Raw genomic sequence first — 15,850 nt, 5'->3', positions numbered from 1 at the left:
CTCAAGCGCTACATCGCCCGCGACCTCTACCGCCTACTTGAGCACCCGTGGACTACTTGACACCCATAGGAGCGTCGTCACCGACGGGGCCGGGGGTGGGCGCGTCCGCGTCTAGGATCGTCTCTCGTGAGCAGTGTGTTGATCGTCGACGACCAGCGGCTGATCCGCGACGGCCTGAAGATGCTGCTCACCGCCGCCCCCGACTTCACCGTCGCGGGCGAGGCGACCAACGGCGACGAGGCCGCCCGCGCCTACCGCGAGCTCGCACCCGACGTCGTGCTCATGGACCTGCGGATGCCCGGTGCCGACGGGGTGCACGGCATCGAGCGGATCATCGCCGCGGACCCGTCCGCCCGGATCGTCGTGCTGACCACCTTCGACGACGACGATCACATGTATCCGGCGCTCGCCGCGGGCGCCGTGGGCTTCCTGGTCAAGGACATCGCCCCAGAAGCGCTGCTCGACGGCCTGCGGCGGGCGCTCGGCGGCGAGGTACCCATGTCGCCCGGCCCCGCGCGCCGGGTGCTCGACGAGGCCCTGCGCGCCCGCTCCGCCGCCGCGGAACCGTCGGGGGCGGAGCCCGCGGTGCCGCTCACCGACCGCGAGCGCGACGTGCTCGCGCTGGTCGCCGACGGGTTGGGCAACGCGGCCATCGCCGGTCGGCTGCACGTCGCCGAGTCGACGGTGAAGGCGCACATCGCGAACCTGCGGCAGAAGACGGGCGCGCGGTCCCGGGTCGAGCTGGCGCGCTTCGCCTCCGGGTAGCCGCAGCCTCCGTCGCGTCAGGCGGCGCGGATCGGCACGGACAGCGCGACCACCCACCGGTCACCGTCGGGTCCGGTGGTGATGGTGCCGCCGGCGAGCTCCGCGCGTTCGGCCATCCCGGTGAGCCCGTAGCCGTGCCCGCGGTGCCCGTGCGCGGGAAGCGGACTCGTCACCCGGGCCTCCCAGGCACCGTCGGCCGCGCCCACGTCGACGGTGACCGTCGCGCCGCGGGGCGCGTGCTTCATGACGTTCGTCAGCGCCTCCTGCACGACCCGCACCAGCGTCAGGGCGTCGATCGCGGCGGGGCCGGCCTCGCCCAGATCGATGCGCGCGCGGACGTCGAAGCCAGCGTCGACGGTGCGCTCCACCGCCCGCCGCAGTTCGGCGTCGGTGTCGTCGATCGTCCGGTCCTGCACGGGCTCCCGTGCCCGCATCGCGGCCAGCAGCCGCCGGATGTCGGCGAGGGAGTCCGTCGCCGTGCCGTGGATGTCCGCGAGGACCTCGTCGAGGCCGGGGTCGATGCCCGCGTAGACGGTGCGCGCGACGCCGACGCGCAGCGAGATCGCCGACATGTGGTGGGCGATCAGGTCGTGCAGCTCGCGGGCGAGGGCGGCGCGCTCGTCGCGGCGGGCCTGGAGCGCCTCCTCCGCGAGAGCTCGCCGCTCGCGTTCCGCCTGCGCGAACCGCTCCCGCATGTACAGCCCGCCCACGACGGGGAGCCCGACGAAGCTGAGCGTCTCGGCCAGCACCCGGATCAGCGTGTGCTGCTCGTTGTCGAACAGCGATCCGGTGATGTAGCAGGCCGCCCACACGAGCGTCGCCGTGACCACCTGCCACCGAGGCCGCTGCGAGGCCGCGAGCTCGGCGAGGGCGAGCGCGGCGAGGTAGGGCACGAGGCCCGCCGGCCCCCAGGCCTCCGCCGAGAGGAGGCCGCCGCACAGCACCGACAGGGCGAGCGAGACGGCGAACGGCGCGCGGCCCCCGAGGGCGAACAGCGCGGCGGCGAGCATCGATCCCGCGATGTACGCGGGCGAGGCGTGGAAGCGCCCGGGGTACACGCTCACCGCGAGCAGCACGGGCACCACCACGAGGGGAGCGACCCGCACCCCGACGGTCCATCTGGTGCGCGACATGGCAGCACCGTACGGCACCGCGGGGCCGGGGAGAAGCCGTGACCTGCGCACGTAGCGTCGGGTTGGGGGATTGTCAACCCCCTCCCGGCTAGTCCCGCGCCCGGTTTCCGTGTCCGAAGGGCGGAGTCGCGCGCGGGCGCCGCCGACGACGCTGGAGAGCATGATCACCGATACCGCCGCGCGGCCACGAGCCGTCGCCGGCACCAACCGCCGCCGCTTCCTCACCGCCCTGATCGCCGCCCCACTCGCGGGCGCCGCGGTCGCCGGATGCCGTGCGACGGCGGCACCGTCGGGCCCCGGCGCGCCCGTCCTGCCGGGCGGCCGCCGGGCCCTGCCGATCCCGCCGCTCGCGCGGTCCGTCGTGGGCGCCGACGGCGTGCGACGGTTCGATCTCGCCACGCAGGCCGGATCGACGGAGATCGTCGCCGGCCGCCGCAGCGCGACGTGGGGATTCAACGGCGACATCCTCGGCCCCACGCTGCGCGCCCGGGACGGCGAGAAGGTCGCGGTGACGGTGCGGAACGGTCTCGCCGAGGCGACCAGCGTGCACTGGCACGGCATGCACGTCCCCGCCCGCGCCGACGGCGGCCCGCACCAGATGGTCGAGCCGGGCGCCACGTGGAAGGCGGAATGGACGGTGCGGCAGCGCGCCTCGACGCTGTGGTACCACCCGCATCCGCACGGCGTCACCGAGAAGCACGTCTACCGCGGGCTCTCCGGCTTCTTCCTCGTCGACGACGATGCGCAGGACGCGCTGGGCCTGCCGTCCGACTACGGCGTCGACGACGTCCCCGTCGTCGTGCAGGACCGGAAGTTCACGCCCGCGGGCGAACTGGACGAAACGGCACCGGGCGAGACCGGGCTCATCGGCCCGACCGTCATCACCAACGGCATCGCCGGCGCGAGCCTCGTGGCGCGCCGCGACCGGATGCGGCTGCGCCTGCTCAACGGCGCGTCCGCGCGCTGCTTCGAGTTCGGCTTCGCGGACGGCCGCCGGTTCGAGATGATCGCCTCCGACGGCGGGCTGCTCGCCGCGCCGGTGTCCCTGGACCGCCTCATGCTCAGCCCGGGTGAGCGCGCCGAGATCGTGGTCCGCGTCGCCGCCGGCGAGCGCACGATGCTGCGCTCGTACCCGATCACGCAGCGCGGCAGGATCTCCGGCGAGACGGCGCGCGAGTACGGGCAGGAGGACACCCTCGACGTGCTCGAGCTGGTCGGGTCCGAGACCCTCGCCGCCGGGGCCGGCGCCGTGCCCCGCGACCTCGGCGCCATCGCGCCGCTCGCCGCGGGCGCGACGGCACCGTCGCCGGCGGCGCGGGCCTTCGACCTGCAGTGGTACATGATCAACGGCGAGCGGATGGACATGAGCCGCATCGATCTCGCGCCCGTCGTCGACACGACCGAGGTGTGGACGGTGCGCAACAAGGACAACTGGCCGCACAATTTCCACATCCACGACGTGCAGTTCCAGGTCGCGTCGTTCAACGGGAGGACCCCGCCCGCGCACCTGCGCGGCTGGAAGGACACCGTCTACCTCGCGCCCGGTGACAGCTGCGCCCTCGCCATGCGCTTCACCGACTACACCGACCTGACGATGCCGTACATGTACCACTGCCACCTGCTCTACCACGAGGACCGCGGCATGATGGGCCAGTTCGTGGTGGCGGGGAAGGGCCAGACCGCGCCCACCCGGCTGGAGATGGCGGGGATGCCGGGCATGTCGACGCCCTCGTCGTCGGCGGGGGGCTCCGCTCCCTCCGCGTCCGCGGGAGCGCACGGCGGGCATTGACCGGCGGGGCGCACGGCGACACCCGGTGTAACGATCGCAAGGACGGTGCCGACCTCACCGGTGAGGAACCCTCCGTGCCGCAACCCCCTGTGGCACGGACGAGTCGGAGGAGGACGCTCATGCTGAAGAAGACGCTCGTCACCGGAATCGCCACCGCGGGCCTGGTCGCCGGAATCGGCGCCGTGCCCGCGCAGGCCGCACCGCTCGCCGTGCCGCAGGTACCGCTGGCCGCCACCCAGGTCGCGGGCCTGGGCATCCCGCAGCCCTTCACCACCCGGATCGGCGCCGACACGACGGGCCGGCCGGGCGAGGTGCGCCTCGCCGCGCACAGCTCCGTCGGCTACAACTCGTACGGCTCGCTCGTGCGGATCGACTTCCGCAACGTGCGCACCGGCGCGCGGGGCTCGGTCACCGTCAAGCCCTTCGCCAACGGACAGGTGCCCACCACGGCCGTCGCGCACACGGGGACCGGCAGGGTCACCTACGCCGCCCGATTCGTCAGTTCCGGCACCGTGGCGGTCGTGCTGGCACCGACGCCGGGCAGCGGCTCCTTCGACGTCCGCTGAGTAGCGATCACGGCGCCAGCGCGGCGAGCGCGAGGTCGAGCACGGCGTCGAGCTCCGACGGCGGCGGCACCTCGCCGACGATCAGCCACCGGTAGACGGCTGGGCCGAACAACAGGTCGCGCACCTGCGCGTCGGAGACCCCGCCCCGGATCGCTCCCGCTTCCCGCGCCCGCGTGATGGCGTCCGCGAGGACCGCCGCGCGGGGTGCGAGGTAAGTCTCCTGCAGGGCCGCCCGAAGGTCCGGGCGGTGCGCCCCAGCGGCGTGCACCGCGAGCACGGCTCGGGCGGCGGGGGAGTGCGCGATCCCGGCGACGAAGGTCGCTGCGAGGCTCCGGAGGTCGGCGACCGGATCGTCGGTCGTCGGCGCCCGCAGCGGCGGCACCGTCGCGATCAGGGCGCCGACGACGAGGGCGTCGCGATCCGGCCACCGACGGTAGATCGTCGGCCTGCCCACGCCGGCGCGTTTCGCGACGGTCTCGATGGTCAGGCCCTGGTACCCGACGTCCTCGAGCTCGGCGAGCACGGCGTCGATGATGGCGCGTTCGGCCGCGGCGCTGCGCGGTCGTCCGGGGGTTGCTGCGGGCATGCGCCCAGTATAGTTTCGTTACATGACGGAACGTAATACAACGGTGCCGGTATCCGCGACGGCGGGCCTGTTCGCGGTCTGGGCGATCCACGACGCTGAGGAATGGGTCATGAACGGTCCGTGGGCGCGCGAGCGTGGACTACCGGTCTCGGACGAGCTGGCGCACACGGCGATCGGTGTCATGGGAGTCGTCGTCGGCGCGGCTGCGATCGACGGCCTTCGCAGCGGAGGTCGCTCAGCCTGGTACCAGACGGCGCTGCTGGCCTACGGCCTGCACGGCTTCTCGCACCTCGCGCTGGCGGCGCGGTTCGGCGGCTACGCGCCCGGCGTCGTCACCACGCCGATCACGGTGTTGCCCTTCTGGTGGTGGGCCTCGTCGCGGCTCGCACGCGCGGGGGTGCGGCGGTCCGCCGCCGGGCTGCTGCCTGGCGCCGTGGCGATGTTCGTCGGAGGCGTCGCGGGCTCCTACGGCATTGCGGCGCTAGTGCGTCGCGCCGGACACGACCGCGGATTCTGAACGGTTCGGGGCAGTTCTGCGGCCTTTCCGAGGTGGTGGCAGGACCTACGATGGGCGGAGCCGTGGGGCCCGGACGGGCGCCGCGGGCGACACGTCGAGGAGTTCAGATGGCCACCTCCGAGCTTTGTGAACCGCCGATCGCGACCGGAATGCGATGATGGCCGACCACGACGGCGAGTCTCCGCGCCTCGCGCTGGCATCGGCTTCCGGGCGCTGGCTGATCGCGGCCGCGGCCCTCGGCTCGGGCGTCGCCTTCCTCGACGGGTCCGTCGTGAACGTGGCCCTACCGGCGATCGGGCGGGACCTCGGCGGCGGACTGTCGGTGCTGCAGTGGGTGCTCGACGGCTACCTCCTCACCCTGAGCGCGCTGCTCCTGCTCGGCGGCGCGCTGGGAGACCGGTACGACCGGCGCTTCGTCTTCCTCGCCGGGCTGGTGGTGTTCACGATCGCCTCCGTCGGGTGCGGGCTCGCGCCGACCGGCGAGGTCCTGATCCTCGCGCGCATCGTCCAGGGCATCGGCGGCGCGCTGCTGGTGCCCAGCAGCCTCGCCATGATCGAGACGGTCATCCGCCCGGAGGATCGCGGCCGCGCGATCGGGCTGTGGGCCGGGCTCAGCGGCGTCTCGTCCGCGATCGGGCCCTTCGTCGGCGGCTGGCTGGTCGACGCCGCCTCGTGGCGCTGGGTGTTCCTCATCAACGTGCCCCTCGCCGCGGCGGCCCTGATCCTCACCGTCCACCACGTCCCGAGTATCCGCGACGCCCGGGTGCGGGGGCCGCTCGACGTGGCCGGCGCGGCCGCCGTGACGATCGGCCTCGGCGGGGTGACGTTCGCGCTGATCGAGGCGCCGGTCCAGGGCTGGACGCCCACCGTCGTGGGGGCGCTCGTCGTCGGGGTGCTCGCGGTCGCGGCCTTCCCGGTCATCGAGCACCGCGCCGCGGATCCGCTCGTCCCGCTGCGCCTGTTCCGCTCGCCGCAGTTCAGCGGCACGAACATCGTGACTCTCGCGGTGTACACCGGGCTCGGCGGCGCGCTGTTCCTGCTGTCGCTGCACCTGCAGGCGAACCTGGGCTACACGGCGCTGGAGGCCGGGCTGGCCTTCGCGCCGTTCACGGTCGTCATGCTGGTCCTGTCCGGACGGATGGGGGCGCTCGCGCAGCGGACCGGTCCCCGCGCCCTGATGACGCTGGGGCCCCTGGTCGCGGGCATCGGCCTCGCGCTCCTCGTCCGGGTGGTCCCCGGCGCGGGCTACTGGGACGGGGTGCTCCCCGGGATCCTCGTCTTCGGGCTGGGCATGGCCATGACGGTCGCGCCGCTCACGGCGACGGTGCTCGCGGCCGTGCCCGCCGAGTACGTCGGCGCCGCGTCGGGCGCGAACAACGCGATCTCGCGGTTCGCGAGCCTGCTCGCCGTGGCCGTCCTCCCACTCGCGGTGGGGATCACCGATCCGAGCGGGCCGTCGCTCGAGAGCGGCTTCGCCCGGGCGATGCTCGTCTCCGCCGCGCTGTGCGTGATCGGCGGCGCGGTGGCCTTCGCCACTGTGCGGAATCCGTCCGACTCGACTCAGGCCCGCGCGTAATCGGCACCGTCGGAGACGAACTCGGGGTGGCCGTAGGTGGCGAGGCGCCGCCGGACGAGGGCGGTGAGATAGCGGTCGATCGCGTCCCGCAGGAACGGGATCTTCCCGCCGCGCTCGCAGACGAGGAGTCGTCCCGCGAGGAACGGGTAGGTGAGCCCGACGATGCCGACGTCGACCGCCGAGAAGTCGACGCCCAGGCGGGCGGCCTCGGAGGGCTTGAAGTCGCAGAAGGCGATCGCGAAGGCGGTCTTGCTCCACGCCTTCTCCACGCGTTCCGCGACCCGGTCGAACGGGGTGTGCCCCGGCCGGAGGTAGGCCTCCATCGACGACCGGACCAGGGCGCCGCAGGTCTCGTCGTCGAAGTCGTCGCGCAGCAGGGCGGCCCGGCCGTTGAAGACGGCGACGATGCCCTCGGGGGTGGTCGGCAGCAGCTCCTCCGGGAGCCCGAGGAGGAAGCAGCGGTAGCGGTTGAATTCGACGATCGCGCGCTCGCCGGGGCCGAAGCCGCGCTTCGCGCGGAGCGCCTTGATCGCGATGAGGTAGCTGCCGACGGTGCCCGCCGGCATCTGGTCCACCTGCGGGATGGGGATGCCGTAGACCTCCCGGTTCCAGGCGCCCGGCCTGGTCAGCGCGTGGAAGCGCACCATCGAGTGCATGAGGCGCACCATCGCGGCGGCCTCGAAGCCCTCCCGGTGGCGCTGCAGGGCGCCGGGCAGCGTGGTCACGGCGAAGAAGTTCGAGGTCTCGTTGATCCGGCGCGCCGCGCGGGCGCCGGAGAGGGCGCCGGTGAGCGCCATCGGCAGCGCCGCGTAGGTGTTGAGGAAGGTGGCGAGGAAGACGCCGCGGGTGATGAACGGCGCGGTCAGGGCGGAGCCGATCCGCGCGAGGCGCGCGCCCTCCTCGACGAGGTCCATGTCGACCCAGGCGGGTGTGTCCTCCATCGCGGCGAGGAAGGCGCGGAGCTCCTCCGGGGCGTCCGGCACGGCGTCGATCCCGTCGTGGCAGGCGCGACGCAGCATCGCGACCAGCGTCCTCGTGCCGTAGCGCGGCTCGAGCGAGGCGTACGGATCGGCGACCACGTCGCCGAGGAGCGTGGTGGTCGCGATGAGTTCGACGGTTCGCTCGTCGTCGAGGGTCCGCGCGCGCCGCCCCAGCCGCGGGCGCAGGGTGGACCGGACCTCGGGGTCCGCGGTGTGGCGGAAGGGCGCCGCGGTGAAATCGATCGCGCCGTACAGGCCGGGCTGCAGGGCCGCCTGGGAACGCACCCGTTCGGCGAGTCCGGGGTAGTGCCGCATGGGAACGCTCCTTAACTTTCATTCCGTAAGTACGACGATGACAGGGTGTAAGTTATCCTGTCAAGGGAATGACGCGAACTCGTATGAGCGCCACCGAGCGGCGCGAGCAGATCCTCGACGTGGCGCACGACATCGTCGCCGCGGAGGGCTTCCACGCGGCCACGCCCAAGCGCATCGCCGACGAGGCCGGCGTCACGCGGACGGTGCTCTACCAACAGTTCGGTGATCTCGCGGGGCTGTTCGTCGCCCTCATAGACCGCGAGGCCGATCGGATCGGCGAGCAGTACCTCCGCGCCGTCGCCGAGGTGGCGCCCGACTCGGGCAATGATCCCTTCGTCTCGGCCTTCGAGGGTGCGGTGCGCGCCATCGACGAGAACCCCGCCGGCTGGCGGCTGTTCCTCCTGCCTCCCGAGGGGGCGCCGCCCGCCCTGCACGAGCGCCTCGCCGAATCGCGGGACGCGGTGGTCGCTTTCATGGAGCTGAGCCTGCGCAGCACTTTCCCGGGGATCGAGGATCCCGAGTATCTGGCGCGCGTGGTGCACGCGACCGCGCGGGAGCTGCTGTGCCTGCACCTGACCGATCCGGACAACGCCACCGTCGAGCGGCTCACCGGCCTCATCCGCCGGCTCCGCACCTTCGCGCCGCCGCCCGCGTAGCGGGCGTCCGGCTACTCCGGCTGGAGCCGGGCGAGCAGGCGGCGGAGCGTCGCGGCCTCCTCGTCGGACAGTCGGGCGGCGAGGAGTTCGTCCTCCGCGGCGCGGATCCGCTGCTTCGCCCGGGCCTGGACCGCCGCGCCGTCGGCGGTCGCCGCCACGGTGCGGCGGCGCGCGTCGTCCGCCTGTTCGCGCGCGACGAGGCCGCGCGATTCGAGGTCGCCCAGGTGCTTGCCGAGGCGGGTGGTGTCGCGGCCGGTCCGCCGCGACAGCTCGACCTGGGAGACCGCGCCGCCCCGGAGCAGCGTGGTGAGGATGGCGTACTCCCACATGGATACCCCGGTGTCGCGCAGGATCGGCTCCTCCAGCGCCAGCAGGCGGTGCCCGAGGACGCCGACCGCTTCGGCGAGGTCGGGTCCGGGGGTGGGGTCGTCTGTGACCACGATTCCTCCATGTCCTCTACCGCGGTGCACGAATATCGTCTACCGTGGTGCACGGTGCAGCTGCACCGTCGATCATTCGAACCTACGTGGAGGCCACATGGACACCGCGGATCTGGACCGCGCCGCGCGGGAGTACGCGGCCCTCCTTTCGGAGGCCGCGGCGGCGGACCTCGCCGCGTCCGTCGGGAAGAGCACCGTCGGCGGGCTGACCGACGACCTGATCGGCCGGGCCGCGCTCCTGGCCACGGCCCTCGGCGCGGGCCCGCCGCCGACGCCCGACGGCGCGGTCGGAGCGGAGTCCGGCGATGCGGGACCGCCGGACCTCTACGGCGGAGGCTTCGAGCTCCCCTTCCGCCGCGCGATCCGGCGCCTCGGCAGTGCCGCCCGCGGCGCACCGTCGGACCCGCGCGCGGCGGCGGACCTCGCGGCCCTGACCCGGGACATCGACGCCGGCGCGCGGGCGCTCGGGCGGGCACTGGGGCTCGCCTGAATCGGCCCGACCGAACCGGACATCGGCGCGGACGGGTCGGATACGGTGAGCGAATGTCTTCGAACATCGAATCTCCCGCGGCGCCGCCCCAGCCGAAGGACGCGGCCACCGTCGTCCTGGTCCGCGACGGGGCGGACGGCATCGAGGTCTTCCTGCAGCGCCGCGTGCAGCAGATGGCCTTCGCCGGCGGGATGACGGTCTTCCCCGGCGGGGGCGTGGACCCCCGGGACGGCGAGGCCGACCTCGCCTGCCAGGGGCCGGCCGCCCCGTGGTGGGCCGAACGCTTCGGCGCCACGGAGCGCGATGCGCGCCAGCTGGTCTGCGCCGCCGTGCGCGAGACCTTCGAGGAGTGCGGCGTCCTCCTCGTCTCCGCGGCCGACGGCGGCGCGCCCGACGTGGCGGCCCTCGCGCCCGCCCGCGCCCGGCTCGAGGCCAAGGAGCTCTCCCTCGCGCAGTTCCTCCGCGACGAGGGGCTCGTGCTGCGCGCCGACCTGCTGCGGCCGTTCGCGCACTGGATCACGCCGAAGAACGAGAAGCGCCGCTACGACACCCGGTTCTTCCTCGCGGCGCTGCCCGCCGGGCAGCGGGCCGACGACCGGACCAGCGAGGTGGAGGAGGCCGGCTGGCGGACCGCCGCGCAGGCGCTCGCGGACTGGTCCGCGGGCCGGTGCTTCCTGCTGCCGCCCACCTGGTCCCAGCTGCGGGCCGTGGCCGAGCACCGCACCGTCGCCGAGTTGCTCGCCGCCGAGCGGGCGATCGAACCCGTGGAGCCCGAGCTGCCGCTCGGCGGCGCGATCGACTCCCTGCAGTTCGCGGAGGCCGCCGAGTACGTCGCGTCGATGCCGTCGAACATCCCGCGCCCGACGCTGTGACGACGGGGCGCGGCACCGGGGCGTAGCCCGCTATTCACCCGCGTTCTCACAGGATTCACCGACCCGCTCGGTCGCGGTTCACCGGCAGGTCGCCTGACCGGCCCACTGTGAGGTCATGAGTACACCGGGAACACTGCTCATCGGCCGGACCCCCGCACGCGAGACCCTGATCCACGGCGCCGAGTACGAGGTGGTGCTCACCACCCGCGCCGACGACGTCGACACGGTGCAGCGGCTGCGCTACGAGGTCTTCGGCTCCGAGCCGGGCTTCGAGGCCTCGATGGCCGGGGTCTCCGACGGCCGCGACGCCGACCGCTTCGACGAGTTCTGCGACCACCTCGTGATCCGGCACAAGCCGAGCGACGCGATCGTCGGCTGCTACCGGATCCTCCCGCCGCCCGGCGCGATCGCCGCCGGCGGCCTCTACCTGGCCACCGAGTTCGAGCTCGGCGCCCTCGACCACATCCGGCCGGAGACGCTCGAGATGGGGCGGGCCTGCGTGCGCGCCGACCACCGCACCGGCGGCGTCCTATGCCTGATGTGGGCCGGCCTGCTCGCCTACAGCGACCTGCGCGGCATCCGCTACGCGATGGGCGCGGTCAGCGTCCCGATGCAGTACGAGGGGTACGGCCGCGGCGCGACGGTGCGTGCGGTCCGCGAGCTGGTCGACGCGAAGCACCGCGCTCAGTGGGTCGTCACCCCGCGCACCACGGTCGAGGAGATCACCGCGGAGCCCGCCTCCCGCCGGACCTTCCCGCCGCTCGTCACCGGCTACCTTCGGATGAACGCGGAGATCCTCGGCGCCCCGAGCTTCGACCCGGTCTTCGACGTCGCCGACTTCCCGATGATCATCGACCGCACCCGGTTCAACGTGCGGTACCTCGAACGCCTGCAGCAGGCGGCGGGAAGCCTCTAGCCGTGATCCCCGTCGCGGAACTGACCAGGCATCCCTGGCAGCAGGTCGCACCCTGCGACGCGGGCTGCTCCGCCGACGAGCCGCAGGAGGCCGCGGCCTGGCTGCGGGCGGTGCGGTGGGCCGCGCTCGTCACGGTGATGGTGATGGGCCTCCTCGCGCTCGGGCTCACCTACCCGTGCGGCGCCACCACGCGCCGTGTCGTGATCCGCGGCGGTGCGCGGGCGATGCTGTGGTCGCTCGGGATGCGCGTCGAGCCGGTCGGCAACGTGCCGCTGCGCGCCCTCGTGGCCGCGAACCATCAGTCGCTGCTCGACATCGTCGCCATCGCGTCGATCGCGCCCGCCGCGTTCGTGGCCAAGGCCGACATCTTCGACGTCCGCCCCGTCGCGGTGCTGATGCGCGCGTTCGGCGCGATCCCGCTGCGCCGCGAGCGCCTGCGCGAGCTCCCCGCCACCGTCGACCACGTCGCGGACCTGCTCCGCCGGGGCCACACCGTCGCCCTCTTCCCCGAGGGCACCACCTACTGCGGGGTCCACCGCGGCGACTTCCGCCCCGCCTTCTTCCAGGCCGCGATCGACGCCCATGCCGACGTGGTCCCCGTCTCGCTGCGCTACTCGATCCGGCTGCCCGGCCCCGCGCGCGGCGCGCGGCAGAGCACCGTCGCCGCCTACGTCGGCGCCGACACCGAGATCAGCACGCTCTCCCGCGTGATCGCCGCGCGCGGCGTCGCGGTGCGGGTGCACGCGACCGAGGTGATCGACGCCGGTCAGTGGGCCGCCGCGGGCCGCGGGGCGCTCGCGGCGCGGGCCGAGGCGGCCGTCTTCGCCGATGCCGAGTTCCTCGACGCCGCCGCACCGCTGCCGCTCGCGGCCTGAGCGCGGAAACGGGGAGGACCGCCGATATCGGCGGCGCCGCCGTCGCGCGTATTCTTGGGACGCGATGACTCCCGACCGCGAGAACCCCGTCTACCTCGACCACGCCGCGGACACCCCGATGGTGCCCGAGGCGCTGGCGGCGATGGCGCAGGCCGCGGCCCGCCCGGGCAACGCCTCCTCGCAGCACGGCTCCGGCCGTCGGGCCCGCCGCATCCTGGAGGAATCGCGCGAGTCCATCGCCCGCGACCTGGGCGCCCGCCCCTCCGAGGTGATCTTCACCGGCGGCGGCACCGAGGCGGTCAACCTCGCGGTCAAGGGCCTGTACTGGGCCCGCCGCGCCGAGAACCCCGCCGCGGTCACCGTGATCGCCTCCGCTATCGAGCACCACGCCGTGCTCGACGCGATCGAGTGGCTCGGCGAGCACGAGGGTGCCGTGGTGCGCCTGCTGCCCGTCGACCAGCGCGGGCTGGTCGACCCCGCCGACCTGCGCACCGCGCTCGACGAGGCCGCCGGCACCGTCGCGCTGGTCAGCGTGATGTGGGCCAACAACGAGGTCGGCACGCTGCAGCCGATCGAGGAACTGGCCGCCGAGTGCGCCCGCGACGGCGTGCCGATGCACTCCGACGCCACCCAGGCCACGGGCCACGTGGCCATCGACTTCGACGCCAGCGGCCTCGCCGTGCTGACCAATGCTGCGCACAAGTTCGGTGGGCCGCAGGGCGTGGGCACCATGCTCATCGGCCGCACCGTCGCCCTCGTGCCGCTGGCGCACGGCGGCGGCCACGAGCGGGACCTGCGTTCCGGCACGCCCAACGTCGCGGGCGCCGCCGGCATGGCGGCCGCGCTCACGGTGGCGATCAGCCGGATGGACGAGGAGTCGCCCCGCCGCGCCGCGCTGCGCGACCGTCTCATCGCGGGCGTCCGCGGCTTCGAGGGCGCCGTCATCAACGGCGGCGCCGCACACGGCATCCCCGCGCTGCCGGGCATCGCCCACGTCTCCTTCGCGGGCTGCGAGGGCGATTCGCTGCTCATGCTTCTCGACGCCCGCGGCATCGAGTGCGCCACCGGCTCCGCGTGCAGCGCAGGCGTCGCGCGGGTCAGCCACGTCCTCGAGGCCATGGGCGCGGATCCCGGCGTCGCGCGCGGCTCGCTGCGCTTCTCCTTCGGTCCCGAGAACACGGAGGCCGACGTCGACGCGGTGCTCGACGCGCTGGCCCAGGTCGTCGATCGCGCCCGCGCTGCGGGACTCAGCTTCACGGGGGCCCGCTGATGCGCGTACTGGCCGCGATGAGTGGCGGCGTCGACTCCGCCGTCGCCGCGGCGCGGGCCGTCGAGGCCGGGCACGACGTGGTCGGCGTGCACCTCGCGCTGTCCGAGGCCCCGGGCACCCTGCGCACCGGCTCGCGCGGCTGCTGCTCCAAGGAGGACGCGGGCGACGCCCGCCGCGCCGCCGACGTGCTGGGCATCCCGTTCTACGTCTGGGACTTCGCCGACCGCTTCCGCGAGGACGTGATCGACGACTTCGTCGCCGCCTACGCCGCGGGGGAGACGCCGAACCCGTGCCTGCGCTGCAACGAGAAGATCAAGTTCTCCGCGCTCGCGGAGCGGGCCTACGCCCTGGGCTTCGACGCCGTCGCCACGGGCCACTACGCGCGCCTTTCCGGCGGCGAGCTGCGCCGCGCCGTCGACGCCGACAAGGACCAGTCCTACGTGCTCGCGGTGCTCACCGCCGAGCAGCTCTCCCGCGCGCTGTTCCCGGTCGGCGACACCCCGAAGCCGCTGATCCGCGAGGAGGCCGCCCGCCGCGGCCTCGCCCTGGCGGACAAGCCCGACAGCCACGACATCTGCTTCATCCCGTCCGGCGACACCCAGGCCTTCCTCGGCGCCCGCATCGGCGTGCGGCCCGGTGCCGTCGTCGACGGCGAGACCGGCGAGCGCCTCGGCGAGCACGCCGGCGTCCACGAGTTCACCATCGGCCAGCGCAAGGGCCTCGGCCTGCCCGGGCCCGCCCGCGACGGCGAGCCGCGCTACGTGACCGGGATCGACGCCGCCACCGGCGAGGTCACGGTCGGGCGCGGCGAGCGCCTCGACGTCACGCGCATCGTCGCCGACGGTGCCGTGTGGACGTCCGGGAGCGCACCGTCGGGCCCGGTCGAGGCGATGGTGCAGGTCCGCGCGCACGGCGGGCTCGCCCCCGTCACCGTGTCCGCCGACGGCGACCGGCTGGTCATGGACCTGGCGACGCCGCTCCGCGGCGTGGCCCCCGGGCAGGCCGCGGTGCTGTACGCGCCGGACGCCGCGCGCGGCGACCTGGTCCTTGGGTCGGGCACGATCCGCTCGACCGCGCACGACGCCGCGCATGTCTGATCCCCTCGCGCCGCTGGTCGGGGGGGTGACGGGGATCGGCTCGGTCCCGGGCACGGACCCGCGCGAGGCGGCCGCCACCGTCGTGGGCGAGCTCGAGGTGCCCTTCCTGCCCGAGCTCCCGAACCGGGGGATCGGCGCCGACATGATCGGCCGCGCCGCCGGACTGCTCGTCGACATCGGGTTCGACGTCTCCACCACCGGCTACCGGATCGGCGTCCCCGACGGGCGCGTCGCGCGGCACACTGCCGACTACCTGGAACGGGACCTGGACGCCTTCGAAGAGGCCTACGAGATCGCTCGCAGGCGGGGTGGCGGCCTGGTCAAGGCCCAGGTCGCGGGCCCGCTGACCCTCGCGGCCGGGCTGGAGCTGCCGAACGGGCACCGCGTGGCCCGCGACCGCGGGGCGATGCGCGACGTCGCCGCCTCGCTCGCGGAGGGCCTGGTCCGGCATGTCGCCGACCTGCGTCGCCGCCTCGGCGCCGACGTCGTGCTGCAGCTCGACGAGCCCTCGCTGTGGTCCGTCGTGCACGGCACGGTCCCCGCGCTCACTAAGCTCGACCCGGTGCGCGCCGTCCCCGCGCCCGAGGCGGCCGAGATCCTCGCATCCGTCGTCGAGGCGGTCGACGCGCCCGTCCTTCTGCACCTGTGCGGCCCGATCGACTGGGGCGTCGTGCGGCGCGTCCCCGTCGAGGGTGCGCTGCTCGACGCGACCCGCCTGACGGTGGCCGACTACGAGGGCTTCGGCGAGCTGGCCGAGTCGCGCACCGTCGTGGGACTCGGCCTGGCACCCGCGGTGCCGGTGCCGCGGCGTCGCCCGCCCGCCGACCTGGCCGCCCCGGCGATCCGCCTCTACGACGAGGTCGGCTTGCCGCGCCGCGATCTGGCCCGCGCCACCGTCACTCCCGTGTGCGGTTCGCCCGGTTCGCCCGGAATTCGACCGATTCTCGACGCCTGCAAGGAGATTCGCGCCGTCTTGGCGGAGGCGTCGGCGGAGTAGCCCGCTACAC

17 protein-coding genes are annotated in these 15,850 nt (G+C 74.1%); 13 read left to right on the top strand and 4 right to left on the bottom strand.

All coding sequences use genetic code 11. The features are described from left to right. The first annotated feature begins 126 nt into the window (after positions 1-126). Positions 127-765: a response regulator gene (locus tag ACLQ3K_RS03750; RefSeq protein WP_224648335.1), complete on the top strand. Its 639-nt coding sequence runs from the start codon at positions 127-129 to the stop codon at positions 763-765. A gap of 17 nt (positions 766-782) precedes the next feature. Here ACLQ3K_RS03750 and ACLQ3K_RS03745 read toward each other — a convergent pair whose 3' ends face one another. Beyond that, positions 783-1,898 (bottom strand): sensor histidine kinase, encoded by a 1,116-nt coding sequence (locus ACLQ3K_RS03745; protein WP_425997090.1) that lies wholly within the window; start codon positions 1,896-1,898, stop codon positions 783-785. A gap of 160 nt (positions 1,899-2,058) precedes the next feature. Between ACLQ3K_RS03745 and ACLQ3K_RS03740 the strand changes: the two genes are divergently transcribed. Together ACLQ3K_RS03740 and ACLQ3K_RS03735 are read left to right on the top strand one after the other, a co-directional pair. Next, on the top strand, positions 2,059-3,687 hold the full coding sequence (locus tag ACLQ3K_RS03740) for a multicopper oxidase family protein (protein ID WP_425997088.1): 1,629 nt from the start codon (positions 2,059-2,061) through the stop codon (positions 3,685-3,687). Between the two features lie 119 nt (positions 3,688-3,806). Next, complete coding sequence (locus ACLQ3K_RS03735) at positions 3,807-4,253, top strand: hypothetical protein (RefSeq protein WP_224648328.1); 447 nt, start codon at positions 3,807-3,809, stop codon at positions 4,251-4,253. Positions 4,254-4,260: 7 nt separating this feature from the next. Here the strand turns inward: ACLQ3K_RS03735 and ACLQ3K_RS03730 are convergent, their stop codons facing one another. Further along, on the bottom strand, positions 4,261-4,839 hold the full coding sequence (locus ACLQ3K_RS03730; protein ID WP_224648326.1) for a TetR/AcrR family transcriptional regulator: 579 nt from the start codon (positions 4,837-4,839) through the stop codon (positions 4,261-4,263). Between the two features lie 22 nt (positions 4,840-4,861). Here ACLQ3K_RS03730 and ACLQ3K_RS03725 point away from each other — a divergent pair, with 22 nt between their 5' ends. Continuing rightward, the gene (locus ACLQ3K_RS03725) at positions 4,862-5,356 is read left to right on the top strand and encodes an HXXEE domain-containing protein (RefSeq protein WP_224648323.1); all 495 of its coding nucleotides are present in this window, start codon (positions 4,862-4,864) and stop codon (positions 5,354-5,356) included. A 157-nt stretch (positions 5,357-5,513) separates the two neighbouring features. Next, positions 5,514-6,932, top strand: a complete 1,419-nt coding sequence (locus tag ACLQ3K_RS03720) for an MFS transporter (RefSeq protein WP_425997085.1) — start codon at positions 5,514-5,516, stop codon at positions 6,930-6,932. Here the strand turns inward: ACLQ3K_RS03720 and ACLQ3K_RS03715 are convergent. Continuing rightward, positions 6,917-8,227 carry an oxygenase MpaB family protein gene (locus ACLQ3K_RS03715; protein WP_425997083.1) on the bottom strand — a complete coding sequence of 437 codons (1,311 nt, stop codon included), beginning with the start codon at positions 8,225-8,227 and terminating at the stop codon, positions 6,917-6,919. The genes ACLQ3K_RS03720 and ACLQ3K_RS03715 overlap by 16 nt on opposite strands. 83 nt (positions 8,228-8,310) lie before the next feature. Here ACLQ3K_RS03715 and ACLQ3K_RS03710 point away from each other — a divergent pair, with 83 nt between their 5' ends. Beyond that, positions 8,311-8,883: a TetR/AcrR family transcriptional regulator gene (locus ACLQ3K_RS03710; protein ID WP_425997081.1), complete on the top strand. Its 573-nt coding sequence runs from the start codon at positions 8,311-8,313 to the stop codon at positions 8,881-8,883. Between the two features lie 11 nt (positions 8,884-8,894). Here the strand turns inward: ACLQ3K_RS03710 and ACLQ3K_RS03705 are convergent, their stop codons facing one another. Beyond that, positions 8,895-9,323, bottom strand: a complete 429-nt coding sequence (locus tag ACLQ3K_RS03705; RefSeq protein WP_425997079.1) for a MarR family winged helix-turn-helix transcriptional regulator — start codon at positions 9,321-9,323, stop codon at positions 8,895-8,897. Between the two features lie 97 nt (positions 9,324-9,420). On the opposite strand from ACLQ3K_RS03705, the gene ACLQ3K_RS03700 reads away from it, so the two are divergent. The 7 genes from ACLQ3K_RS03700 to ACLQ3K_RS03670 all read left to right on the top strand — a co-directional run bounded on the left by ACLQ3K_RS03700 (position 9,421) and on the right by ACLQ3K_RS03670 (position 15,840). After that, positions 9,421-9,813 carry a hypothetical protein gene (locus ACLQ3K_RS03700; RefSeq protein ID WP_425997077.1) on the top strand — a complete coding sequence of 131 codons (393 nt, stop codon included), beginning with the start codon at positions 9,421-9,423 and terminating at the stop codon, positions 9,811-9,813. Between the two features lie 53 nt (positions 9,814-9,866). Further along, entirely contained in the window at positions 9,867-10,685 is an 819-nt protein-coding gene (locus ACLQ3K_RS03695) for an NUDIX hydrolase (protein WP_425997075.1), read from the top strand. A 115-nt stretch (positions 10,686-10,800) separates the two neighbouring features. Next, positions 10,801-11,601, top strand: a complete 801-nt coding sequence (locus ACLQ3K_RS03690) for a GNAT family N-acetyltransferase (protein WP_224648298.1) — start codon at positions 10,801-10,803, stop codon at positions 11,599-11,601. A 2-nt stretch (positions 11,602-11,603) separates the two neighbouring features. Continuing rightward, positions 11,604-12,476: a lysophospholipid acyltransferase family protein gene (locus tag ACLQ3K_RS03685; RefSeq protein WP_425997073.1), complete on the top strand. Its 873-nt coding sequence runs from the start codon at positions 11,604-11,606 to the stop codon at positions 12,474-12,476. A 64-nt stretch (positions 12,477-12,540) separates the two neighbouring features. Next, positions 12,541-13,746, top strand: coding sequence for a cysteine desulfurase family protein (locus ACLQ3K_RS03680; RefSeq protein WP_425997071.1), 1,206 nt, complete (start codon positions 12,541-12,543; stop codon positions 13,744-13,746). Further along, entirely contained in the window at positions 13,746-14,843 is a 1,098-nt protein-coding gene (mnmA, locus tag ACLQ3K_RS03675; RefSeq protein ID WP_425997069.1) for a tRNA 2-thiouridine(34) synthase MnmA, read from the top strand. The genes ACLQ3K_RS03680 and mnmA overlap by 1 nt, the downstream gene beginning before the upstream one ends. Further along, positions 14,836-15,840 (top strand): methionine synthase, encoded by a 1,005-nt coding sequence (locus ACLQ3K_RS03670; protein ID WP_425997067.1) that lies wholly within the window; start codon positions 14,836-14,838, stop codon positions 15,838-15,840. The genes mnmA and ACLQ3K_RS03670 overlap by 8 nt, the downstream gene beginning before the upstream one ends. Positions 15,841-15,850 lie beyond the last annotated feature (10 nt).

The organism is Tsukamurella sp. DT100, assembly GCF_049844855.1.
Taxonomy (GTDB): domain Bacteria; phylum Actinomycetota; class Actinomycetes; order Mycobacteriales; family Mycobacteriaceae; genus Tsukamurella.
This window is presented reverse-complemented; position numbering and strand designations above follow the sequence as displayed.